This is a genomic window from Streptomyces altiplanensis (genome assembly GCF_053591575.1).
The window spans coordinates 45,725-68,467 of the sequence record NZ_JBSFUB010000032.1; the positions used below are offsets into that span (position 1 = coordinate 45,725).

21 protein-coding genes are annotated in these 22,743 nt (G+C 72.8%); 13 read left to right on the plus strand and 8 right to left on the minus strand.

Translation table 11 applies throughout. The features are described from left to right. Nucleotides 1–96 precede the first annotated feature (96 nt). From ACWD0Y_RS16675 to ACWD0Y_RS16695, 5 genes are all read right to left on the minus strand, one after another. Nucleotides 97–1,479 (minus strand): DNA-3-methyladenine glycosylase 2 family protein, encoded by a 1,383-nt coding sequence (locus tag ACWD0Y_RS16675; RefSeq protein ID WP_450261094.1) that lies wholly within the window; start codon nt 1,477–1,479, stop codon nt 97–99. 159 nt (nt 1,480–1,638) lie between these two features. Further along, nucleotides 1,639–2,769 (minus strand): ribosome small subunit-dependent GTPase A, encoded by a 1,131-nt coding sequence (rsgA, locus tag ACWD0Y_RS16680; RefSeq protein WP_450261076.1) that lies wholly within the window; start codon nt 2,767–2,769, stop codon nt 1,639–1,641. 257 nt (nt 2,770–3,026) lie between these two features. Beyond that, nucleotides 3,027–3,749: a class I SAM-dependent methyltransferase gene (locus tag ACWD0Y_RS16685; RefSeq protein ID WP_450261077.1), complete on the minus strand. Its 723-nt coding sequence runs from the start codon at nt 3,747–3,749 to the stop codon at nt 3,027–3,029. 128 nt (nt 3,750–3,877) lie between these two features. After that, the gene (locus ACWD0Y_RS16690; RefSeq protein ID WP_450261078.1) at nt 3,878–6,358 is read right to left on the minus strand and encodes a SpoIIE family protein phosphatase; all 2,481 of its coding nucleotides are present in this window, start codon (nt 6,356–6,358) and stop codon (nt 3,878–3,880) included. Between the two features lie 345 nt (nt 6,359–6,703). Further along, nucleotides 6,704–7,774 (minus strand): enoyl-CoA hydratase/isomerase family protein, encoded by a 1,071-nt coding sequence (locus tag ACWD0Y_RS16695; protein WP_450261095.1) that lies wholly within the window; start codon nt 7,772–7,774, stop codon nt 6,704–6,706. A 243-nt stretch (nt 7,775–8,017) separates the two neighbouring features. Between ACWD0Y_RS16695 and tdh the strand changes: the two genes are divergently transcribed. From tdh to ACWD0Y_RS16710, 3 genes are all read left to right on the plus strand, one after another. Beyond that, entirely contained in the window at nt 8,018–9,046 is a 1,029-nt protein-coding gene (tdh, locus tag ACWD0Y_RS16700) for an L-threonine 3-dehydrogenase (RefSeq protein ID WP_450261079.1), read from the plus strand. A gap of 62 nt (nt 9,047–9,108) precedes the next feature. After that, on the plus strand, nt 9,109–10,290 hold the full coding sequence (locus ACWD0Y_RS16705; protein ID WP_450261080.1) for a glycine C-acetyltransferase: 1,182 nt from the start codon (nt 9,109–9,111) through the stop codon (nt 10,288–10,290). Further along, complete coding sequence (locus tag ACWD0Y_RS16710) at nt 10,287–11,213, plus strand: LysR family transcriptional regulator (protein ID WP_450261081.1); 927 nt, start codon at nt 10,287–10,289, stop codon at nt 11,211–11,213. The genes ACWD0Y_RS16705 and ACWD0Y_RS16710 overlap by 4 nt, the downstream gene beginning before the upstream one ends. Before the next feature lie 87 nt (nt 11,214–11,300). Here the strand turns inward: ACWD0Y_RS16710 and ACWD0Y_RS16715 are convergent, their stop codons facing one another. Next, a complete protein-coding gene (locus tag ACWD0Y_RS16715; RefSeq protein WP_450261082.1) occupies nt 11,301–12,239 on the minus strand; it encodes a slipin family protein in 939 nt (312 codons plus the stop codon). A gap of 178 nt (nt 12,240–12,417) precedes the next feature. On the opposite strand from ACWD0Y_RS16715, the gene rpmF reads away from it, so the two are divergent. After that, entirely contained in the window at nt 12,418–12,588 is a 171-nt protein-coding gene (rpmF, locus tag ACWD0Y_RS16720) for a 50S ribosomal protein L32 (protein WP_028814853.1), read from the plus strand. Between the two features lie 412 nt (nt 12,589–13,000). After that, a complete protein-coding gene (locus tag ACWD0Y_RS16725) occupies nt 13,001–13,396 on the plus strand; it encodes a VOC family protein (protein ID WP_450261083.1) in 396 nt (131 codons plus the stop codon). Here ACWD0Y_RS16725 and ACWD0Y_RS16730 read toward each other — a convergent pair. Both ACWD0Y_RS16730 and ACWD0Y_RS16735 read right to left on the minus strand, forming a co-directional pair. Further along, nucleotides 13,336–14,088, minus strand: a complete 753-nt coding sequence (locus tag ACWD0Y_RS16730) for a helix-turn-helix domain-containing protein (RefSeq protein WP_450261084.1) — start codon at nt 14,086–14,088, stop codon at nt 13,336–13,338. The genes ACWD0Y_RS16725 and ACWD0Y_RS16730 overlap by 61 nt on opposite strands. 68 nt (nt 14,089–14,156) lie before the next feature. Continuing rightward, entirely contained in the window at nt 14,157–15,443 is a 1,287-nt protein-coding gene (locus tag ACWD0Y_RS16735) for a YihY/virulence factor BrkB family protein (protein WP_450261085.1), read from the minus strand. 17 nt (nt 15,444–15,460) lie between these two features. On the opposite strand from ACWD0Y_RS16735, the gene ACWD0Y_RS16740 reads away from it, so the two are divergent. The 8 genes from ACWD0Y_RS16740 to cysC all read left to right on the plus strand — a co-directional run. Continuing rightward, nucleotides 15,461–17,095, plus strand: coding sequence for an acyl-CoA dehydrogenase family protein (locus tag ACWD0Y_RS16740; protein ID WP_450261086.1), 1,635 nt, complete (start codon nt 15,461–15,463; stop codon nt 17,093–17,095). A 241-nt stretch (nt 17,096–17,336) separates the two neighbouring features. Then, nucleotides 17,337–18,644 (plus strand): GAF domain-containing protein, encoded by a 1,308-nt coding sequence (locus ACWD0Y_RS16745; RefSeq protein ID WP_450261087.1) that lies wholly within the window; start codon nt 17,337–17,339, stop codon nt 18,642–18,644. Between the two features lie 120 nt (nt 18,645–18,764). After that, on the plus strand, nt 18,765–19,334 hold the full coding sequence (locus ACWD0Y_RS16750; RefSeq protein ID WP_450261088.1) for a GNAT family N-acetyltransferase: 570 nt from the start codon (nt 18,765–18,767) through the stop codon (nt 19,332–19,334). A gap of 129 nt (nt 19,335–19,463) precedes the next feature. Beyond that, nucleotides 19,464–19,547 (plus strand): putative leader peptide, encoded by an 84-nt coding sequence (locus tag ACWD0Y_RS16755; protein WP_355250053.1) that lies wholly within the window; start codon nt 19,464–19,466, stop codon nt 19,545–19,547. A gap of 191 nt (nt 19,548–19,738) precedes the next feature. Beyond that, nucleotides 19,739–21,436 carry a nitrite/sulfite reductase gene (locus tag ACWD0Y_RS16760; RefSeq protein ID WP_450261089.1) on the plus strand — a complete coding sequence of 566 codons (1,698 nt, stop codon included), beginning with the start codon at nt 19,739–19,741 and terminating at the stop codon, nt 21,434–21,436. Next, nucleotides 21,433–21,612 carry a hypothetical protein gene (locus ACWD0Y_RS16765; protein ID WP_450261090.1) on the plus strand — a complete coding sequence of 60 codons (180 nt, stop codon included), beginning with the start codon at nt 21,433–21,435 and terminating at the stop codon, nt 21,610–21,612. Before ACWD0Y_RS16760 ends, ACWD0Y_RS16765 begins: the two co-directional genes overlap by 4 nt. Continuing rightward, on the plus strand, nt 21,609–22,304 hold the full coding sequence (locus ACWD0Y_RS16770; RefSeq protein ID WP_450261091.1) for a phosphoadenylyl-sulfate reductase: 696 nt from the start codon (nt 21,609–21,611) through the stop codon (nt 22,302–22,304). Before ACWD0Y_RS16765 ends, ACWD0Y_RS16770 begins: the two co-directional genes overlap by 4 nt. Continuing rightward, nucleotides 22,286–22,743: adenylyl-sulfate kinase (gene cysC / locus ACWD0Y_RS16775; protein WP_450261092.1), on the plus strand; the 458-nt coding region annotated here is incomplete at its 3' end. The genes ACWD0Y_RS16770 and cysC, both read left to right, overlap by 19 nt.

A 22,743-nucleotide genomic window follows, 5' to 3' on the forward strand; every position in this document is an offset into this window, starting at 1 on the left:
GTCCGAGCCGCACCGGCGGCGCGTTCCGTCGCGCGTGCGGTCGGGGAGGAGCCACCGCGGCCGGGGCCCGCACGGCGCCGGACGCGTGCCGGGGCGTTACGCCGTCCAGAGGTGCCGTACCGCGTACGACCGCCAGGGCCGCCACGCGTCGGACTCCGTCCCGGAGGGGAAGCCCTCGCCCTCCGGCGCCACATCGGGATCGCCGAGCGCCCTCATCCGGATCAGCGCGGCCGTCCGCGCGCCGACACCGGGCAGGGCGCGCAGTGCCCGCTCCGCTTCGTCGCGGTCCGCTCCCGGGCCGAGGCGTACGACGCCGTCGGCGAGCGCGGTCGCCAGCCCCCGCAGCGCCGGGTCCTCGGCCCCGGCGAGGGCGGCCGGCTCGGGGAAGACGTGGGTCAGCGCGCCGCACGGCTGGTCCAGGACCTTCCCGTACGCCTCGACGAGCCCGGCCGCGGCCTCCCGGCCCACCAGCGCCCGCAGCGCGAACTCGTCGGGGTCCGCCGCACCCGGCGAGCGCAGTCCGGGGCGGGCGGCGACCAGCGGCGCCAGCGCCGGGTCGGCGGCGAGCCGCTCGTCGACGGCGTACGGGTCGGCGTCCAGGTCGAAGAGCCTGCGCAGCCGCTGGACGGCGGTGGTGAGGTCGCGCAGGTCGGTGAGGTGGATCCGGGCCTCGAGCCAGCCGCTGTGCGGCGCCTCGTCGACGGCGGCGATGCCCGTTCCGTACGGCAGGCGCAGGGTGCGCCGGTAGGTGCGGGCACCGGGCTCGCCGAGCATCTCCTCGACGCGGGGAACCGCCTCGCCGGCGAGCAGGTCGAAGACCTCTCCGGCGGCGTACGTCCCGCGGTAGGCCAGCCGCAGCGGAATCCCGGCGGCGAGGGCGGGGCCCGCGCCGGAGGAGCCCGCGGTCCCGGTTCCGGACTCCGCGCGCAGGAGGCTGGGGGTGCGGGCGTAGATCTGGCGGATCGTGTCGTTGAACTGCCGCACGCTCGCGAAGCCGGAGGCGAACGCGATCTCCGTGACGGGCAGCCCGGTGGTCTGGAGGAGCACCCGGGCGGTGTGCGCGCGTTGCGCGCGAGCGAGCGCGACGGGCCCGGCGCCCAGTTCGCCGGTCAGCTGCCGCTGGACCTGCCGGGTGCTGTAGCCGAGCCGGCCCGCGAGGCCGGGCACGCCTTCGCGGTCCACGATCCCGTCGCCGATCATCCGCATGGCGCGGCCGACGACGTCGGCGCGCGCGTTCCAGTCGGCGGAGCCCGGTACGGCGTCGGGGCGGCAGCGGCGGCAGGCCCGGAAGCCATTGCTCTGGGCGGCGGCCGCGGTCGGGTAGAAGCGCACGTTCTTGCGCTTGGGGGTGACGGCGGGGCAGCTCGGCCGGCAGTAGATGCCGGTGGTCACGACGGCGAAGAAGAACTCCCCGTCGAAACGCGCGTCGCGGCTGGTCACCGCCTCGTACTTGCTCTCTTCGTCCCTCACGCCATCCAGTGTGCGCCGGCCCCGCAGGGCCGGCTGGCGGAATTCGGACACGGCCCCGGGCGGGCCGGGAGTGGCCGCGAGCGGCACGGTCACTCCCGCCCCGGGAGCCGGGAGCCGGGGGCCGGGGCAGACCCGCAGACCCCGGAGCCCCGGCCCCCGGCGCCGCCCCTACCGCCGCCTGCCGCCGCCGCCCCGCTTGGCTTCCATGCCGGCCCGCCCCTGCGCGGTCTTCAGCCGCCACTCGCGCCCGATCTCCGCGCGCAGCCTCGCGTCGGTCTTGGCGACGATGCGCCGGTTCTCCCGCAGCAGCTTGCGGTAGCTCTCCAGCCGGCGCTCCGGCAGTGCGCCCTCCTCCAGCGCGGCCAGCACGGCGCAGCCCGGCTCCGACTCGTGCGCGCAGTCGTGGAACCGGCACTGTGCCGCCAGCTCCTCGATCTCGGAGAAGACCTGCCCGACACCCGCCTCGGCGTCCCACAGCCCCACGCCGCGCAGACCGGGCGTGTCGATGAGGACTCCCCCGCCGGGCAGGGCGAGGAGGTTGCGGGTGGTGGTGGTGTGCCGGCCCTTGCCGTCGACGTCACGGATGGCCTGGACCTCCATGACGTCGGCACCGAGCAGTGCGTTGGCCAGCGTCGACTTTCCCGCGCCGGACACCCCGAGCAGCACGCTCGTACCGCCCGAAACGACGGCGGTGAGCACGTCGATGCCGTCGCCCGTGGCGGAGCTGACGGGCAGCACCTGCACGCCGGGCGCGGTGGTCTCCACGTCCTCGACGAGGTACGAGAGACCGGTGGCGTCCGGCACCAGGTCGGACTTGGTGAGGACCACCAGCGGCTGGGCGCCCGACTCCCAGGCCAGGGCCAGGAAGCGCTCGATCCGCCCGAGGTCGAGCTCGACGGCGAGCGAGACCGCGATGATCGCGTGGTCGACGTTGGCCGCGAGGATCTGCCCCTCGGACCGGGTGGACGAGGTGGACCGTACGAACGCGGTGCGGCGCGGCAGGTACGCCCGTACGAACTGGGGGTCGCCGGCGGGGTCGACGGCGGCCCAGTCACCGGTGCAGACGACCCGCAGCGGATCGTGCGGAGTCACATAGGTGGTGTCGCCGCGGACGACGCCGTCGGCGGTGAGGACGTCGCACTGGCCGCGGTCGACCCGTACGACACGGCCGGGCAGCAGGCCCTGCGCGGCGTACGGGGCGAACTCCGCCTCCCACCCCTCGTCCCAGCCGTAGCGGGCGAGTGGGTGCGACGGAGAAGAAACCTCGGACGACGAGGCGAAAGAGGAGGACGAAGACAAGGGGTGACCCTTCACAAGGGCGGCCCCGGCACGCGCACACAGGCGCGGGAAGAGAGGAAGGTCAGCCGGTGGCCACGGGAGTGGAATTGATGAACTTCTGGATGAGGGCAGCGCCCGTCGAAGAGACAGCCATCGGTCACACCTCCCGGATCACACACCACTGGCATACGGCGGCCACCGGCCACCGCGAGGAACGGTCACACCTTAGCCCGGCCCCCCGGAACCGCGCCAAGCATTTTCGACGGCGTGACGACGGCTCAGCCGGTGCGGCCCACTATCAGCCACTGCGCGGGCAGGTCTATGCGGGTGCCGTCCGCCCGGAACTCCGTCTGGGCGAGGGCGGTACGGCCGGCCGCCAGGACGGTGAGCCCCGACGCCCGCAGGAGGTCCGGTACTTCGCGGTCCTCGGACCCGGCCGGTTTCAGCCCGTGTGCGAAGACCCGCGCCAGCTTCGGCGGCGGTCCGCCCGGCTCCCGCATGAGCTCCCGCAGCACGGTCTTCGCCTCGGCGGTCAGCTCCGCCACGAAGGCACGTCCCCGCTCCCCCACCAGCTCCGCGACCGCCGCCGCGATCAGTGGCCGGTCCGGCGGATCGCTCTGGTGGATGACGGCCCGCAGGTAGACGTTGCTGTCACCGAGCCGCTGGTGCAGCTCCCGCACGGCCGCCGTGTCGGTGGCGTTGAGCTGTCTGAACTCGGCCGTGCCCGCGGGGTCCGCCCGTCGCGCGTGGGCTATCCCCGCGTGGGAGACGTCTATGCCCACGGCGCGGGGGAAGTGGCGTGCCAGGTAGCGGGTCTGCGTACCGTTCCCGCATCCGAGGTCGACCACGGGCAACGCCGGGTCGGCGTGCGGCGCGAACAGTTCCAGGTGGGGTGCTGCGGTCAGCGACGGATCGCTGTCCCAGATCGCTTCGCCGGGCGCGTCCGGGGTGTCGCCCCAGTAGCTTTCCCATGCGTGTACGTAACGGCCGGTCAGGGTCATCGGATGCTCCCGGTGCGGAGGGACGGACGGACGGCGAAGCGGAGGGCACGGTGGTGTCACCCGGCCCTGCTGCCCTTCGCCGCCCGGTTCCTACCCCGGCAGCACCGTCCGGACCCCCTGGCCGGACGTCATCCGCTTCCCGTCCCGGAGCGCGCTCCCGGCGGCAGTTCCTGCTCGAACCAGACCACCTTGCCCGCCCCGGAGTGGCTCGCTCCCCACCGGTGGGCGAGCCGGCTCACCAGCCGGAGGCCGCGCCCGCACTCCTCCTCCGGCCCCGCCTCCCGCAGCACGGGCAGCGTGTGGTCCGCGTCCGACACCTCGCACAGCAGGGTGTCCGCGCGCACCAGACGCAGCTCCACGGGCCGCCCGCCCGCGTGCCGTACCGCGTTGGTGACGACCTCGCTCACCAGCAGCCGGGTGGTGTCGGCCAGCTCCGGCAGCCCCCAGCGGGCCAGTTGACCGTCCACCAGCCGCCGGGCCCGGCGCACGTCGGCCGTCGTGGGCTCCAGCTGCCACGCCGCCATGTCCTCGGGCGGCATGCCGTTCAGCCGGGCCATCAGCAGCGCGATGTCGTCCTTGCGCCCGCCGGACTCCCCGGCCGTCGACACGGCCAGCGTCCGGATGATCGTGTCGCACGCCGCGTCCATGGAGGCGGCCGGGTGCGCCGCCGACTCGCACAGCGCCGCCAGGCCGGTTCCGATGTCCTCGCCGCGCTCCTCGACCAGCCCGTCCGTGCACAGCACCAGCCGGTCGCCCGGTGACACAGGCACCCGTGCGGTGCCGAACGCCACACCTCCGAGGCCGATCAGCGCGCCGCCGGGCACGTCGATCAGCTCCGAGCGGCCGGTCTCGGCCCGTACGAGCACGGGAGGCAGATGCCCGGCGCTGGAGATCAGCAGTTCGCCGGCGACCGGGTCGTAGACGGCGTACAGACAGGTGGCGAGGTAGTGGTCGCCGAGCCGGTGCGCCAGATCGTCGAGGTTGCGCAGCAGCCGCGCCGGCGGGATGTCCAGTGCGGCCATGGTGTGCACGGCGGTGCGCAGCTGGCCCATCATGGCGGCCGCGTTCAGCCCGTGCCCCATCACGTCCCCGACGACCAGCGCCGTACGGGAACCGGGAAGCCGGACGGCGTCGAACCAGTCGCCGCCGACCCGGCCCAGCGCGGTGCCCGGCAGGTAGCGGGTGGCGAGGTCGCAGCCGGCCATGCGGGGTGCGACCTTCGGGAGCATGCTCTCCTGCAGCGTCTCGGCGACCTGCTGCTGGTAGGTGTACATGCGGGCGTTGTCCAGGACGAGTCCGGCCCGGGCGGCGAGCTCGGCGCCGGTCCTGCGGTCCATGTCGGTGAACGGCTCGCGGCCCGGGCGGCGCATCAGCACCATGAAGCCGAGCACCACCGTGCGCGCCACGAGCGGTACGACCAGCAGGGACCGGCCGGCGATCAGGGGGCGCAGGTCCCGCTTCTCGAACCGGGCGGAGATGCGTTCGCTCAGGTCGTTCCCGATGTGCGGGAGGAGCACGGGCTCCCCCGTCACCATGCACTGGAAGAACGGGGTGTCCTCGGGAAAGGTCAGCTCCTCCCCGACGGGGACGGTGTCGTCCCAGCGGCCCGGCTCGTCGTTGTGCTCCACCCACACCCGGCGCCAGTCGGTGGTCACGTCCGGCGGTCCGTCCGGGAACTCCTCGCCGTCGAGGACCTGCACCCGCAGGTGGGTGCCCGCGAAGTCCGCGAAGCGGGGTACGGCGGCGCTGGTGACCTCACGGATCGTGCGGGCCAGGTCGAGCGAGCTGCCGATGCGCCCGCTCACCTCGTTGAGGAACTCCAGCCGCTCGCGCACCGCGGCGTATTCGAGGTCCTGGTCCGGGCCGAGATCCTGGTCCGGGCCGGTGTCCTGGTCCGGGACCGTAGCCGTGGGCGGCCTTTCGGGGGCTGTGGGGCCGCCGCCCGCCGTGGCGGTGCGTGCCCGGCGCTCACGGTGCTTCGGTACGCCCCAGTCGGGTGTGACCGGGACCCGCTGGTGCGTGCTGATCTCCAGTACCGGGTAACCCAGTTCGAGCATCTGCGACACGATCCGGCCGGCCGTGGCCGGACCCATCTGGGGGAGGATGTCGGGCAGCCGGTCGGCGAGCCGGTCCGCCCCCGGGAATTCGGTGTGCAGCGCGAAACCGGGGACGACACGCTCGTGCGGATCCCCGTCGCCGCCCAGCCGGGAGGCGTCGGCGGCCAGTACCAGCAGCCGCTCGGGCCCCGGCACGGCCAGCGGGTACGCCCACCACAGCACGTCCAGAGAACCGGAACCGGCATCCCGGTGGGAGCCGCCGCCCGTCCGGGCGCACTTGGCACGCCCGGACGTGAGGTGGCCGGCGAAACCGCCACCGGGCGGCCTGCCGGGCCCCGGGACCAAGCCGTCGTACTCGTAGGAAGTGGTCAGGGCCCCGAAGACGGGCAGCAGGTCGGCGGCGGGGGCGCCCACGGCCTCCTCCCTGCGGGGGCCGAAGAGCCGCTGCGCGCCGGAACTCCAGTGCGAGACGAGGCCGTCGCCGTCCACCACAGCGACGGCGAGCGGAATCCGGCCGGACACGGCACGTTGCCGCGGAACCACACCTTCCATGGTTTGCGTACCCTCCCGGCGGCAAGATCTCCGACAACGTCATCACGGTACGCCGGGCGGCGGCCGGCACGTGGCCCAGGGCGGGAAATGCCTCCATCGGGTGCCGGAGCGCCCGGAGTTGCCCGAGGTCCGCGCTCCTGCCCGTGGCCCGCCGGGGGCGGGGCGGGAGGGCGGCGGGTGCCGTCAGAGCCGGGGCGCCACCGGCGATGCCGGCCCCGGCACGTGCCGGGGCCGGCGCACGAGTGGCGCATCCGTCCGGAGCACGGGCCCCGCAGCATCCGCCCGGCGCACGCCCCGCGGGCGTGACGGCGGGCCGGGCGTGACCGCGGGCCGGGCGGTCCGCCGTCACGCCCGGACGCGCGCGGGTTGCGTACGGTCCCCTTCCTCCCCGAGTTCCTCCCCGAGCGGGGCGAAGAAGCGGGCCACGTCTTCGGCCGTGACCTCCGCGAGGCCGGGCGGCGACCAGCGCGGGGCACGGTCCTTGTCGATCACCTGGGCCCGGATGCCCTCGACCAGGTCGGGCGAGGACAGCGCCGCGCACGAGACGCGGTACTCCTGCTCCAGGACCTGTTCCAGCGTGGTGAGTTCCCCGGCCCTGCGCATCGCGGCCAGGGTGACCTTGAGCGCGACGGGCGACTTGGCGAGGATCGTCCCGGCGGTCTCCTTGGCCGCCGGTTCGCCGCAGGCCAGGAGCCGGTCCACGATCTCCTCGACCGTGCCGGCCGCGTAGCAGTGGTCGATCCAGTCGCGGTGCGCGGCCAGTCCGGCCTCCGGCGCGTGGCGGGCGTACTTCGGCAGCGCGTCCCGCGCCGGGTCCGTCGCGAGGTCCGCGAGGAGGGCCGGCAGCCGCTCCGCCGGTACGAAGTGGTCGGCGAGCCCGCACAGCAACGCGTCCCCCGCGCCCACCGCCGCCCCGGTGAGCGCCAGGTGCGTGCCGAGCAGGCCGGGGGCCCGCGACAGCAGCCAGGTGCCGCCGACGTCCGGCACGAAGCCGATGCCGGTCTCGGGCATGGCCACCCGGGAGCGTTCCGTGACGACGCGGACGCTGCCGTGGGCGGAGACCCCGACGCCGCCGCCCATCACGATGCCGTCCATGATCGCGACGTACGGCTTGGGGAAGCGGGCGATGTGCGCGTTGAGCCGGTACTCGTCGCGCCAGAACGCCGCCGAGGCGTCGCCGCCGCCGGTCCGTGCGTCCTCGTAGATCGACCGGATGTCCCCGCCCGCGCACAGGCCGCGCTCCCCCGCCCCGGTGATCACCACGGTCGCGACCTCCGGGTCCCGCTCCCAGGCCGCGAGGGCCCCGGCGATCCGGTTCACCATGGCGTGGTTCAGGGCGTTGATGGCCCCGGGGCGGTTGAGCGTGAGGTACCCGGCGTGCCCTTCCCTGCGCAGGAGTACGGGGTCGTCGGTCACGGTCATCGGGGTTCCTTCCGGGGGTGGCGGGACCCGGGGGTCACGGACGGTCTTTTCTATACCCGCGCGGTTCCGGTCCGCCGGGCGGGCGGGTGTTCGCCCGTCCGGCGGATTCGGCCCGCCCGCGTGAAGCTGCGCTGTTGGCCCGGTTAAGAAATCCTCGATGGACCGCGGGGGCCGCGGGACGTCAGATTGGTACGCGTTCACGATCACCTCGCACCCGTCCCGCCTGGAGCCGCAGCCATGAAGGCACTTGTCAAGCAGTACGCCGAGCCCGGGCTGTGGCTCATGGACGTGCCGGAGCCGGAGACGGGCCCCGGTGATGTGCTGATCAAGGTGCTCCGTACCGGCATCTGCGGCACGGACCTGCACATCAGGTCCTGGGACGGCTGGGCCCAGCAGACCGTCTCCACCCCGCTCGTCCTCGGCCACGAGTTCGTGGGCGAGGTCGCGGCCGTCGGCTCCGACGTCGCGGACATCGCGGTCGGCGACCTGGTGAGCGGCGAGGGCCACCTGGTCTGCGGGAAGTGCCGCAACTGCCTCGCGGGCCGCCGGCACCTGTGCCGCTCCACCGTCGGGCTCGGTGTCGGACGCGACGGCGCCTTCGCCGAGTACGTCGCCCTGCCCGCGTCCAACGTGTGGGTGCACCGCACGAAGGTGGACCTGGACGTGGCCGCGATCTTCGACCCGTTCGGCAACGCCGTGCACACCGCGCTCTCGTTCCCGCTGGTCGGCGAGGACGTACTGATCACCGGCGCGGGCCCGATCGGCATCATGGCGGCGGCCGTCGCCCGGCACGCCGGTGCGCGCAACGTCGTGATCACCGATGTCAGCGAGCCCCGTCTGGAGATCGCCCGCAAGGCCGGCGCGACGCTCGCGCTCAATGTCGCGCAGTCGGACATCGCCGACGCGCAGCGGCAGCTGGGCCTCAAGGAGGGCTTCGACATCGGCCTGGAGATGTCGGGCCGGCCCGAGGCGATGCGCGACATGGTCGCCAACATGACGCACGGCGGGCGGATCGCGATGCTCGGCCTGCCGGCCGAGGAGTTCGCCGTCGACTGGTCGAAGATCGTCACGTCGATGATCACCGTCAAGGGGATCTACGGCCGTGAGATGTACGAGACGTGGTACGCCATGACGGTGCTGCTGGAGGGCGGCCTGGACCTCAGCCCCGTCATCACGGGCAGCTACGCCCACCAGGACTTCGACGCGGCCTTCGACGAGGCGGCGACGGCCCGCAGCGGCAAGATCATCCTCGACTGGACGACATAACCCCTGGCGGGGCCCTCCCCCTGCCCGCCCACCACCCCACTCACCGCCAGGAGAGCCACCCCATGTACACCTCCGTCCGCGACGACCTCCGCACCACCCTCGACGAGATCCGCGCCGCCGGCCTCCACAAGCCCGAGCGCGTCATCGCCACCCCCCAGAGCGCCTCCGTCTCCGTCCCCTCCGGCGAGGTGCTCAACTTCTGCGCCAACAACTACCTCGGTCTCGCCGACCACCCCGAGGTCGTCGCCGCCGCCAAGGACGCCCTCGACCGCTGGGGCTACGGCATGGCGTCCGTACGCTTCATCTGCGGCACCCAGGAGATCCACAAGGAGCTGGAGCAGCGCCTCTCCGCCTTCCTGGGCCAGGAGGACACGATCCTCTACTCCTCCTGCTTCGACGCCAACGGCGGCGTCTTCGAGACCCTCCTCGGCCCCGAGGACGCGGTCATCTCCGACGCCCTCAACCACGCGTCGATCATCGACGGCATCCGCCTGTCCAAGGCCCGCCGCCACCGCTACGCCAACCGCGACCTCGCCGACCTGGAGCAGCAGCTCAAGAGCGCTCAGGACGCCCGCCGCCGCCTGATCGTCACCGACGGCGTCTTCTCGATGGACGGTTACGTCGCCCCGCTCGCCGAGATCTGCGACCTGGCCGACCGCTACGACGCCATGGTCATGGTCGACGACTCGCACGCCGTCGGCTTCGTCGGCCCCGACGGCCGCGGCACCCCCGAACTGCACGGCGTGATGGACCGCGTCGACATCATCACCGGCACCCTCGGCAAGGCGCTCGGCGGCGCGTCCGGCGGCTACGTCGCGGCCCGCGCCGAGATCGTGGAGCTGCTGCGCCAGCGTTCGCGCCCGTACCTCTTCTCCAACTCCCTCGCCCCGGTGATCGCCGCCGCGTCGATCAAGGTCCTCGACCTGCTGGAGTCGGCGGGCGAGCTGCGCGAGCGCCTCGCCGCCAACACCAAGCTCTTCCGTACGAAGATGACCGAGGCCGGCTTCGAGATCCTGCCCGGCGACCACGCCATCGCGCCCGTCATGATCGGCGACGCGGCGGAAGCGGGCCGGATGGCCGAGCTGCTGCTGGAGCGCGGGGTGTACGTGATCGGCTTCTCGTACCCCGTCGTCCCGATGGGCGCGGCCCGCATCCGGGTCCAGCTCTCGGCCGCGCACTCCACCGCCGACGTCGAGCGGGCCGTGGCCGCCTTCGTCGACGCGCGGGCGACAATGGCGGGGTGATCGACCCCAGACGACTGCGCATCCTGCGGGCCGTGGCGGACCACCGGACGGTGACCGCCGCGGCCGCCGCGCTGTATCTGACCCCCTCCGCCGTGTCCCAGCAGCTCGCCGCGCTGGAGCAGGAGACCGGCCACACCCTGCTGACCCGCAGCGGCAGGGGCGTACGGCTGACGGCGGCCGGCGACATCCTGCTGGCCCACACCCATGCCGTACTGGCGCAGCTGGAGCGGGCCGAGGCCGAGCTCGCGGCGTACGCGGGCGGGGCGGCCGGCGAGGTGCGGGTGGTGGGATTCGCGACGGGGATCGCGGAGGTGCTCGCCCCGGCGATCGGCCGGCTCGCGGACCGTCACCCGGACGTTCGCGTACGGGTGCGGGACGCCGAGGGCGACGAGAGCCTGGCGCTGGTGCTGGACGGGGAGGTGGACGTCGCCCTGGCCGTCGAGTACCGGGGCGCCCCGCACGAGGACGACCGGCGCCTCGCGCGCGTGCCGCTCTACGCGGAGCCCTTCGACGCCGTACTGCACGCTTCGCATCCGCTGGGCCAGGCCCCCACGGTCTCGCTCGCGGAGCTGGCCGGCAGCGACTGGATCGGTCCGTATCCCGGCAACCCCTGCCACGACGTGATGCTGCTGGCCTGCGAACTCGCCGGTTTCCAGCCGCGCCTCGTGCACTCCTCGGACGACTTCCGCGCGGTGGTGGCGCTGGCGGGCGCGGGGGCGGGGGTGGCGCTGGTACCGCGTTCGGCGCTGCGCGGGATGGAGCTGAAGGACACGGTGGTACGCCCGGTCTCGGGGCCGGCGGCGACCCGCCGCGTGTTCGCCGCGGTCCGGCGGGGGGCGGAGCACCACCCTCTGATCAAGCCGGTCCTGGACGCCCTTGCCGCGTCGGCGGCCGGCCTCTCCACCATCTCCGCCACGGTCTGACGTCCGGCGCCTCGATTCCGCCGGGCTCCGGTCACCGGCGATTGAGGACACTCCCGGAGGACGTCCGGGGGCCGGGGCGGGGCCCGGCTAGCCGGCGACCGCGGGCGGCCGCTCGGACAGGCCCGGCATCTCGTCCGCGAGCGGCAGCCGGGTACCACGCTGCGCCTGGGGCTCGCGCTGCGCCTCGGGCTCGCGCTCGGCGGGCCGGGTCCGGGGCTGTGTCTCGTCACGCGGCCGTCCCTGCGACGACGGCGACGGCTCCTGCTGCTGCGCCGCCCGCTCCAGGAACCGCAGCAGTTCCACCGGGAACGGCAGCACCAGCGTCGAGTTCTTCTCGGCCGCGACCGCCACCACGGTCTGCAGCAGCCGCAGTTGCAGCGCCGCCGGCTGCTCGGACATGACCCCCGCCGCCTCCGCCAGCTTCTTCGACGCCTGGAGCTCCGCGTCCGCGTTGATGACCCGCGCCCGCCGCTCCCGGTCCGCCTCCGCCTGCCGGGCCATCGACCGCTTCATCGTCTCCGGCAGCGAGACGTCCTTGATCTCCACCCGGTCGATCGACACGCCCCACCCGATCGCCGGGCTGTCGAGCATCAGCTCCAGTCCCTGGTTGAGCTTCTCCCGGTTCGACAGCAGATCGTCCAGTTCGCTCTTGCCGATGATCGACCGCAGCGAGGTCTGCGCCATCTGCGAGACCGCGAACCGGTAGTCCTCCACCCTCACGACGGCCTCGGCGGCGTCCACCACCTTGAAGTAGATCACCGCGTCCACCCGGACCGTGACGTTGTCCCTGGTGATGCCGTCCTGCGCGGGCACCGGCAGGGTCACGATCTGCATGTTCACCTTGTGCATCCGGTCCACGCCAGGAACGATCATGGTGAAGCCGGGCCCGCGGACACTCCCCCGGAGCCGTCCCAGGCGGAAGACCACACCCCGCTCGTACTGCCGCACCACTCTGGCCGCCGCCATCGTGTAGAGCACACCGGCAGACAGCACCGCTGCCCCCGCCATCACAAGCTCATCGAGCATCACGACCCCCATGGGTCCGACCCACGTCGCATCTTGTTGTCACGATACGCCCGGATTTGCACACCAGTCGAGCCTCCACAACCGGGGCCCTAATTGAACATGGAATCCATTTGCATGTAGCGTTCGGTGACCGCGACCCCGATCCCGACCCCGATCCCGTTCGCCTCAGGAGGCACCCATGGCCGTACCCAAGCGGAAGATGTCCCGCAGCAACACCCGTCACCGGCGCGCCCAGTGGAAGGCCACCACGCCGCAGCTCGTCCCCGTCACCGTCGACGGCTCGGTGTACCGCGTGCCGCAGCGGCTGGCCAAGGCGTACGAGCGCGGGCTCCTGCGCCCCGAGGGCTGACCGGCGGACGATCCGTTCCCCGCCTGGAACACCTACGGGACCGGGATCGGCGGCGCGTGCGAGCACGGGCCGCCGGTCCTCGTCACAGCGGCGCTGCCGGAAGCGTGCCCCCCGAAGCGGCAGCCGCCCTTCACGTTCCGTACGGCGGATCGCGTTGACCAGGAGGCCGGCGAGGACGCGGGGCGTTTCGCGTGCGCCCCCTTCCGGCGGGAGGGCTTCCGTCGGGTCACCGACGAGGCGTACACCTTGTTCGCGGGCGAGCGGGCCGGCGCCCGCGGGGGCCCGCCGCTCAGGTCGTGGGCGGAGACGCGCACCGGCGCCGACGGCCGTCCGGACCCTTACGGAGCGATGACGTCCGCCGGTGTCCGATTCCTTCAAGAGCGGGGCCCGGCCGTTCGCCTACGTTGGGTCCATGACTCCACGACTTGATGCCGTAGCGATCGTGACCGCCGACATGGCCGCCTCGCTCGCCTTCTACCGTCTCCTCGGACTGGACGTCCCCGCCGGGGCCGACACCGCCCCGCACGTCGAAGCGACCCTGCCCGGCGGGCTGCGCGTGCTGTGGGACACCGAGGAGACCGTCCGTTCCTTCGACCCGGACTGGACCAGGCCCGAGGGGGGCGGCGACCGGGTCGGCCTCGCCTTCCGGTGCGACGGCCCGGCCGAGGTCGACGCGGTGTACGAGGCTCTGATCGCCGCCGGACACCGCGGGCACCTCAAGCCCTGGGACGCCGTCTGGGGACAGCGTTACGCGGTGGTGCTGGACCCCGACGGCTGCGGTGTCTCCCTGTTCGCCGACGCCGCGTAGGCGCCCAGCGTCGTCCCGGCCAGGTCGCGCATCTCGCGGGAGAGGTGCGCCTGGTCGGCGCAGCCCGCGGCGAGGGCGGCGTCGGCGTACGGCACGCCGCCGCGCACGAGGGTCAGGGCGCGCTGGAGCCGGAGGATCCTGGCCAGCGTCTTGGGGCCGTACCCGAAGGCCGCCAGTGAGCGGCGGTGCAGTTGCCGGGCGCCGATCCCGGCGGCGTCGGCGGCCGCGGCGACGGTGCTGCCCGCGTCCAGCCGGCGGGCGACGGCGCGCAGCACCGGGGCGGGGGGCTCCGTGTCCGCCGCGTGCCGCAGGACCAGGTCCTCCAGCGCGGCCGCCGGGTCGGCCGCGCCCGTGACCGGGCCGGCCAGGGCGCGCACCCGGGCCGCGGGCCACAGGTCGGTCAGGGCCACGCGCCGGTCGCGCAGCTCGTGCGCGGGTACGCCGAAGAACGCGGGTCCGGCGCCGGGTGCGAACCGCACCCCGTCGTAGCGGGCGCCCGCGCCGCCGGGGCCCTCGCCGGGTGAGTGGGCGCGGGTGTCGGGCCCCGCGACGTACAGCTCGCCCTCGGTCCGGAGCAGGTCCATGCAGCCGTCCGGCAGGACGGGATGCGCGGGAACGGGAGCGGGAGCGGCGGGCATCGTGCGGGTCCAGACGACGGCGCCGTCGAGCCGGGATGCGCGTTGCGCGTACATGCTTCCCAGCTTAGGGAGTTCCCTTTTCCCGCACCCGCACCCGCCCCTTCCCGCGACCGGGGCTCCGCCTACGGGCGCGGCTGCCGGCTCTCCCTGGTTTCCCATGAGTCACGGGCCTCGTGGGAGTCCCGGGCGTCGTGGGGATCACGGGCATCGTGGGGGTCACGGGCATCGTGGGGGTCACGGGGGTCGTGGGAGTCCCGGGCGTCCCGCGCCTCCTGCGGCGGTTCCTTCGTGTCCTTGTCGCGGCCCGTGTGCAGGCGGGACTTCACGTCGTCCGGCGGCAGGAACCTCGACCAGCGCTCCGGGAATTCGGACGGCATGTCCGGGTCGGGTTCGTCCGCCTCGCCCGCCGCCGCACGCGCCGCTTCCGCCCGCGCGATGACCGCCGCCGCCTGGGCCGCACGTACGCGGTCGTTGGCCTCGCGGGCCGCGGCCGTGGCGACCGAGGGCCAGACCCGGTCTATGGCGGCGTTGACCGCCGCGCCCACCAGGACCGCGAAGGCGCAGATGCAGATCCACAGGAGGACGGCGATGGGGGCGGCGAGGGAGCCGTAGATCGTCGGGCCCTCGACGGTGCTGGTCAGGTAGATCCGGAGCAGGAAGCTGCCGAGCACGCACATCGCGAGGGCCATCAGCGCGCCGGGGACGTCCTCGACCCACGGCGAACGGACGGGCACGGACACGTGGTAGAGCGTCGTGAGGAAGATGACGGACAGCACGATGACCACGGGCCAGTACAGGATGCTGACGACCTCCGTGCCGAACGGCACCAGGTCCACCACCCGGTCGGGGCCGACCACCATCAGCGGCAGCACCACCGCGCCGATCACCAGCGCGATGACGTACAGCAGGAAGGCGAGCAGCCGGGTCTTCACGATGCCGCGGTGGCCGTCGAGGCCGTACATCACCGTGATCGTGTCGATGAAGACGTTGACCGCGCGCGATCCCGACCAGAGCGCGATGGCGAAACCGATGGAGATGATGTCGGGCCTGGCGCCCTGGGTGACGTCGTCGATGAGCGGTTTGGCGAAGTCGTTGACGCCCCGGTCGGACAGGACCGTCTCGGCAGCGGTCAGGATGTTGCGCACGATCGACGCGACCGTGTCGGTGTTGGTCCAGGCGTCGACGTAACCGAGCAGGCCGATCATGCCGAGCAGCAGGGGCGGCAGGGACAGCAGGGTGAAGAACGCCGCCTCGGCCGCGAGGCCGAGGATGCGGTACTCGATGCACGAGTTGACGGTGTCCTTCAGCAACAGCCAGGCCAGCTTGCGCATGGAGACGTTGCGGTAGAGGACCCTGGCCCGGTGAATCCGGCCGTGGGGCCGTTCGGGTGTTTCTTTTGCTGCCTGCACCTCCTTACCGTAGCGGCATGGCAGCGACCACACACACAGTGACCAACCAGGCTCCGCCGCTGGTGGAGTACGACCTCTTCACCGCCGACCGGGCCCTGTCCGAGGGTGTGGAGCGGCACGTCGCACCCGAACTCGCCGGGGAGGTACGGGAGGAGCTGTCGTGGCTCGGACGCACCGCGGGATCCGCCCGGGTACAGGAATGGGGGGTGCAGGCCAATGAGAATCCGCCGAAACTGCGGACGCACGACCGCTACGGCCATCGGATCGACGAGGTCGAGTTCCACCCGGCCTGGCACCGGCTGCTGGACGAGGCCGTCTCGGCGGGGCTCACGGATGCCTGGGGACGGCCCGGTGGGCACGTGCGGCGCGCGGCCGGGTTCCTGGTGTGGACGCAGGCGGAGGCGGGGCACGGCTGTCCGCTGTCCATGACGCACGCGGCGGTGCCGGCGCTGCGCACCGACCCGGAGCTGGCCGCCGAGTGGGAGCCGCGGCTCACCTCCCATGTGTACGAGGAGGGGTTGCGGGAGCCGTCGCTCAAGGCCGGGGCGCTCTTCGGGATGGGCATGACGGAGAAGCAGGGCGGCAGCGACGTCCGGGCCAACACGACGAGCGCGCAGCCGCTGGCCGGGGAGGGCGAGTACCTGCTCACCGGGCACAAGTGGTTCTGCTCGGCCCCGATGTGCGACGGCTTCCTGGTGCTGGCGCAGGCACCGGGCGGGCTGAGCTGCTTCCTGGTGCCGCGGGTCCTGTCGGACGGGACGCGCAATGTGTTCCGGATCCAGCGCCTCAAGGACAAACTGGGCAACAGGTCCAACGCGTCGAGCGAGGTCGAGTTCGACGGGACGTGGGCGCGGCTGGTCGGCGAGGAGGGACGCGGGGTGCGCACCATCATCGAGATGGTGGCCGCCACCCGGCTCGACTGCGTGGTCGGCTCGGCGGCGCTGATGCGCCAGTCCGTGGTCCAGGCCGCGCACCACGCGGCGCACCGCAGCGCGTTCGGCTCAAAGCTGATCGACAAGCCGCTGATGCGCAACGTACTGGCCGACCTGGCGCTGGAGTCGGAGGCGGCGACGACGCTCGCGCTGCGGCTCGCCGCGGCGTACGACAGCGACACCGAGCAGGACCGGGCCTTCCTGCGGCTCGCGGTGCCCGCCGCCAAGTACTGGGTGACGAAACGGTGCACACCGGTCGCGGCGGAGGCGCTGGAGTGCCTGGGCGGCAACGGGTACGTCGAGGAGTCCGGCATGCCGCGGCTGCTCCGCGAGTCGCCGCTCAACTCGATCTGGGAGGGCTCGGGGAACGTACAGGCCCTGGACGCCCTGCGGGCGCTCCAGCGCGAGCCGCGGGCGCTCGACGCCTTCCTCACCGAGATCGGGCGGGCGCGCGGCGCCGATCACCGCCTCGACGGGGCGATCAAGGACCTGCTGACCGAACTGGCCGACCTGGAGGGCCTGGAGGGGCGGGCGCGCCGCGTCGTCGAGCGGATGGCGCTGGTGCTCCAGGGCTCGCTGCTGGTGCGGTGGGCGCCGCCGGAGGTCGCGGACGCGTTCTGCGCGTCGAGGCTCGGCGGGGACTGGGGCACGGCGTTCGGCACGCTGCCGCACAGTCTCGGCCTCGCGTCGGTCGTGGAGCGGGCGAGAGTGATGGTCTGACCCGGCGAGCCGCCGGGGGAACGACCCGCCGGGAGCGGGGACCGCCGGAGTGGTGCTGCGCCGACACGGCACCACCCCGGCTGAACTCCTCCACTTTCGTACAGGAAAAGTCCGCGTACGAGAGTTGCAGATCGTTGCAATGTTTGCCCGGACTCACGGACGCGCCCGCCGGCGGCGCGGCACGATGAGGGGTGACCACCTCACACCCAGTGACCCTCACGTGAGCTACGGGGTACGTCCAGTGAAGACCGAACCTCTCGTTCCTCCCGGCCCGGCGCGGCCGGGCGCCCCGCACACCACCGGCCCGGCGCGGCTGCCGCACCGGGGACGGGCCGCCACTCCCGCCGGCGGGACGCCACGTGGCGCGCCGCGTCCCGTCATCGACGCGTCCTGGCAGCGCGTGATGCGCATCGGGGTCGACCCGGACCGGGGCACCAGCAGCGAGCTCCTGCCGGCCGGCGAGCTGGAGCACCGGCGCCGGACCACCGCGCTCGGCGAGCTGCTGCCCTCGCTCAGCCAGGGACTGGTCTCGGCCGTCCGGGCGTCGCAGCAGATCATGGTGGTGACCGACGAGGAGGGCCGGGTGCTGTGGCGCGACGGCGACCGTGCGGTGATGCGCGTGGCCGCCTCCATCTGTCTTGAGGAGGGCGCGGCCTGGAGCGAGGACACGGCGGGCACGAACGGCATCGGCACGGCACTGGAGCTGCGCAGGCCCGTCCAGGTGCACTCCGCCGAGCATTTCGTCCGTACGCTCCACAGCTGGACGTGCGCGGCGGCGCCCGTGCACGATCCGCGGGACGGACGGCTGCTCGGTGTCATCGATGTGAGCGGGGCCGACTCCACGTTCCACCCGGCCACGCTCGCCCTCGTGGAGTCCGTGGCCCGGCTCGCCGAGGCGGAGCTGCGCGAGCGGCACCTCAGGTCCGTCGAGCGCCTGCGGTCGGTGGCGGCGCCGGTCCTGTGCCGGGTGGGCGGCCGGGCGCTGGCGGTGGACCCGCACGGCTGGCTCGCGGCGGTGACCGGGATGCCGCCGGTCGACCGGCTTCCGCTGCCCAAGACGTTCCGGGCCGGGCGCAGATGGCTGCCTTCGCTGGGGATGTGCGGGGTGGAGCCGCTGCCCGGCGGCTGGCTGGTACGGGTGGAGGAGGAGGCGCCGGGGCCGGACGAGGGCGCGGTCAGCCGGGTCGTACTGGACCTGAGCGGCCGGCGGCGTTCCTCGGTGACCGTCTCGGGGGCGGCCGGGCGCTGGACGCACGAGCTCAGTCCCCGGCACGCGGAGCTGCTGTACGTGCTGAGTGTGCACCGGCAGGGGCGCAGCGCCGCGGAACTGGCGGCGGACCTGTTCGGCGACCGGACCCGGACGGTGACGGTACGGGCGGAAATGTCACGGCTGCGACGCCACTTGGCACAGGTCCTCGCGCACCGCCCGTACCGCTTCGTGGACGAGGTGGAGGTGGAGGTGATCCACCCGGACCACCCCACGGACCTGCTGACGCACTCCACGGCGCCGGCGATCACGGCGGCGCGGCGGGTGCGGGACCCGGAGTAGGCGCGCTCTGCGGGTGCGCCCTCCACCGCCGGGCGGGCCCGGGGCCCCGGGGGCACGGCGCGGCCGTCCCGCAGCGGCCCGGCTTTGGCCGGGGCGGGGGCGCGTGGTTCGCTGGGCCGCATGAGCACCGTCACCGTGACCACCTGGTCCCTGGAACAGACCTCGCCCGACGATCTGCGCCCGGCCGCGGCTCCCCCGGGAGACATCCGGATCGTCCGGGCGGAGATCCCCTCCCCCGAGTTCAGCCGCTTCCTCTACACCGCGGTGGGCGGCGACATCAGCTGGTCCGACCGGCTCGGGATGACGTACGGGCAGTGGCAGGCGCTCCTGGACCGGCCCGGGGCCGAGACCTGGGTCGCGTACGAGAACGGCACGCCGGCCGGGTACGTGGAACTGGACCCGCAGGACGAGGGCGTCGTCGAGATCATGTACTTCGGCCTGATCCCGGCCTTCCGGGGCCGGCGGATCGGCGGGCACCTGCTGTCGTACGGGGCGGCGCGCGCGTGGGATCTCGCGCAGCGGTGGCCCGGCCGGCCGGAGACGAAGCGCGTGTGGCTGCACACCTGCAGCAAGGACGGGCCGCATGCCATGGACAACTACCTGCGCCGCGGGTTCCGGCTCTTCGAGACGAAGACCACGGAGGAGGAGGAAGCGGACATGACAGGGGCGTGGGGCCCGGACCGCCCCTGACCCCTTCCGACCCCTCCCGGAGAAGCCGGCGGAGTGACCGACGACACAACGTCTCGCATTTCGGGACAGTCTTGTCCACATTCTGGTCAGTGGTGGACTGGCCCAAGACCCGCGTGACACGCTTCCGTCATGTCTTCAGCTGGAGTTGCCTTGGTGAGTCGGCGGCACGTCGACCTCGGCCGCATGTCCAGCGCCATCTGTCCGGTGGGCTGACAGCACAGCACCGCCGCAGTTTTCAGCCGTCCCCGCCGTCGCGGACGAACCGGCCACCCCGATACGCACGTGATCTCCGCCCACCCGGCGGAGCACTCCGCTTTGCCGTGTCCGATCGCGTCTTCGCAGGTCAAGGGGTACGGTCGGCGCGATCCGCCACTCCTTGAGCCGCCAGAGAAGGACGAACAACCATGGCCGCCACGCCAGAAAAGCCCGCTGCCGCCACGCCCCGCCGCAAGGCCGGACGCCACCGTGGCGAGGGTCAGTGGGCCGTAGGTCACTTCACCCCCCTCAATGGCAATGAGCAGTTCAAGAAGGACGACGACGGTCTCAATGTGCGGACACGCATTGAGACGATCTACTCCAAGCGGGGATTCGACTCCATCGACCCCAACGACCTGCGCGGACGCATGCGTTGGTGGGGCCTCTACACCCAGCGCCGGCAAGGGATCGACGGCGGCAAGACCGCGGTCCTGGAGCCGGAGGAGCTGGACGACGAGTACTTCATGCTGCGCGTGCGCATCGACGGCGGGCGTCTGACGACCGAGCAGCTGCGCGTCATCGGTGAGATCTCGCAGGAGTTCGCGCGCGGGACGGCCGACCTCACCGACCGGCAGAACGTCCAGTACCACTGGATCCGGATCGAGGACGTACCGGAGATCTGGCGGCGGCTCGAAGAGGTCGGGCTGTCGACGACCGAGGCCTGCGGCGACACGCCCCGCGTCATCCTCGGCTCCCCGGTGGCGGGCATCGCCGAGAACGAGATCATCGACGGCTCCCCCGCCATCGACGAGATACAGCGCCGCTTCATCGGCAACCCGGACTTCTCGAACCTGCCCCGGAAGTTCAAGTCCGCGGTGTCCGGCTCCCCGCAGCTCGACGTGGCGCACGAGATCAACGACGTCGCCTTCGTCGGGGTCGACCACCCCGAGCACGGGCCCGGCTTCGACCTCTGGGTCGGCGGCGGACTCTCCACCAACCCCAAGCTCGGTGTCCGGCTCGGCGCCTGGGTGCCGCTAGACGAGGTGCCCGACGTCTACGGCGGCGTCATCGGCATCTTCCGCGACTACGGCTACCGCCGCCTGCGCAACCGCGCCCGGCTGAAGTTCCTCGTCGCCGACTGGGGTCCGGAGAAGTTCCGCCAGATCCTGGAGGACGAGTACCTCAAGTACAAGCTGGTCGACGGCCCCGCGCCCGAGCAGCCCGCCGGGACCTGGCGCGACCACCTCGGCGTGCACAGGCAGAAGGACGGCCGCTTCTACGTCGGCTTCGCCCCGCGCGTCGGCCGCGTGGACGGCGCCACGCTGACGAAGATCGCGGACCTGGCCGGCGCGCACGGCTCGGGCCGGCTGCGCACCACCGCCGAACAGAAGATGATCGTGCTCGACGTCGAGGAGGCGCAGGTCGAGTCGCTGGTCGCCGGGCTGGAGGCGCTGGACCTGCGGGTCACGCCGTCGCCCTTCCGGCGCGGCACGATGGCCTGCACCGGCATCGAGTTCTGCAAGCTGGCGATCGTCGAGACGAAGGCGCGCGGCGCCTCGCTCATCGACGAGCTGGAGCGGCGCATCCCGGAGTTCGACGAGCCCATCACCATCAACATCAACGGCTGCCCGAACGCCTGCGCCCGTATCCAGGTGGCGGACATCGGTCTCAAGGGCCAGCTGGTCCTGGACGACGAAGGCAACCAGGTCGAGGGCTTCCAGGTGCACCTGGGCGGCGCGCTGGGACTTGAGGCCGGTTTCGGCCGCAAGGTCCGCGGTCTGAAGGTCACCTCGGCCGAGCTGCCCGACTACGTCGAGCGCGTCCTGCTCCGCTTCCAGGAGCAGCGCGAAGACGGTGAGCGCTTCGCGACCTGGGCCGCGCGGGCGAGCGACGGAGACCTGTCGTGAGCGAGCGAGCGGCGCCCTTCTACTGCCCGTACTGCGGCGACGAGGACCTGCGGCCCAGCGAGACGGGTCACGGCGCATGGGAATGCGCGGCGTGCAACCGCGCCTTCCAGTTGAAGTTCCTCGGGCTCCTCGCCCGTGGGGTTCAGCGCAACGACGTTGGAGGGGACGAGATATGACGACGGTTCAGGAAGACCTCAAAGCACTGGCGGAACAAGCCGGGCGGGACCTCGAAGAGGCCTCCGCCCTGGACATCCTCACGTGGGCCGCCGACACCTTCGGCGACCGCTTCTGTGTGACCTCCTCCATGGAGGACGCCGTCGTCGCCCACCTCGCCTCCCGCGCCAAGCCCGGTGTGGACGTCGTCTTCCTCGACACCGGCTACCACTTCCCGGAGACCATCGGGACGCGGGACGCCGTCGAGGCGGTCATGGACGTCAACGTCATCACCCTCCTGCCCTGGCAGTCCGTCGAGGAGCAGGACGCGGAGTACGGGCCGAAGCTGCACGACCGCGACCCCGACCTGTGCTGCGCCCTGCGCAAGGTCAAGCCGCTCGAAGACGGCCTGAAGGGCTACCGCGCCTGGGCGACCGGCCTGCGCCGCGACGAGTCCCCGACCCGGGCGAACACCCCGGTCGTCGGCTGGGACGAGAAGCGCCGGAAGGTCAAGATCTCGCCGATCGCCCGCTGGACGCAGGAGGACGTCGAGGCGTACGTCGCCGAGCACGGCGTCCTCACCAACCCACTGCTGATGGACGGTTACGCGTCCGTGGGCTGCGCTCCTTGCACCCGCAGGGTCGAGGCGGGCGAGGACGCCCGCGCCGGCCGCTGGGCAGGGCGCAACAAGACGGAATGCGGGCTGCACGGCTGATGACGACAAACGATCAGGAGCAGGAGAAAGACGTGACTGGGGCCACCATCTGGCTCACGGGTCTGCCGAGCGCCGGCAAGACCACCATCGCCTACGAGCTGGCCGGACGGCTGAAGGCCGAAGGCCGCCGCGTGGAGGTGCTGGACGGCGACGAGATCCGCGAGTTCCTCTCGGCGGGCCTCGGCTTCAGCCGCGAGGACCGGCACACCAACGTCCAGCGGATCGGTTACGTCGCGGAACTGCTCGCCCGTAACGGCGTGCTGGCCCTGGCACCCGTCATCGCGCCGTACGCCGACAGCCGCGAGGCCGTGCGCAAGCGCCACCAGAGCGAGGGCACCCCGTACCTGGAGGTGCATGTCGCCACGCCGGTGGAGGTGTGTTCCGTACGCGATGTGAAGGGCCTGTACGCCAGGCAGGCGGCCGGTGAGATCTCCGGGCT

Coding starts and splice junctions, on each gene's coding strand:
- ACWD0Y_RS16685 (WP_450261077.1), bottom strand. CDS start 3,749: ATGACCCTGACCGGCCGTTACGTACACGCATGGGAAAGCTACTGGGGC.
- ACWD0Y_RS16690 (WP_450261078.1), bottom strand. CDS start 6,358: ATGGAAGGTGTGGTTCCGCGGCAACGTGCCGTGTCCGGCCGGATTCCG.
- tdh (WP_450261079.1), top strand. CDS start 8,018: ATGAAGGCACTTGTCAAGCAGTACGCCGAGCCCGGGCTGTGGCTCATG.
- ACWD0Y_RS16705 (WP_450261080.1), top strand. CDS start 9,109: ATGTACACCTCCGTCCGCGACGACCTCCGCACCACCCTCGACGAGATC.
- ACWD0Y_RS16715 (WP_450261082.1), bottom strand. CDS start 12,239: ATGCTCGATGAGCTTGTGATGGCGGGGGCAGCGGTGCTGTCTGCCGGT.
- rpmF (WP_028814853.1), top strand. CDS start 12,418: ATGGCCGTACCCAAGCGGAAGATGTCCCGCAGCAACACCCGTCACCGG.
- ACWD0Y_RS16725 (WP_450261083.1), top strand. CDS start 13,001: ATGACTCCACGACTTGATGCCGTAGCGATCGTGACCGCCGACATGGCC.
- ACWD0Y_RS16730 (WP_450261084.1), bottom strand. CDS start 14,088: ATGTACGCGCAACGCGCATCCCGGCTCGACGGCGCCGTCGTCTGGACC.
- ACWD0Y_RS16740 (WP_450261086.1), top strand. CDS start 15,461: ATGGCAGCGACCACACACACAGTGACCAACCAGGCTCCGCCGCTGGTG.
- ACWD0Y_RS16750 (WP_450261088.1), top strand. CDS start 18,765: ATGAGCACCGTCACCGTGACCACCTGGTCCCTGGAACAGACCTCGCCC.
- ACWD0Y_RS16755 (WP_355250053.1), top strand. CDS start 19,464: ATGTCTTCAGCTGGAGTTGCCTTGGTGAGTCGGCGGCACGTCGACCTC.
- ACWD0Y_RS16760 (WP_450261089.1), top strand. CDS start 19,739: ATGGCCGCCACGCCAGAAAAGCCCGCTGCCGCCACGCCCCGCCGCAAG.
- ACWD0Y_RS16770 (WP_450261091.1), top strand. CDS start 21,609: ATGACGACGGTTCAGGAAGACCTCAAAGCACTGGCGGAACAAGCCGGG.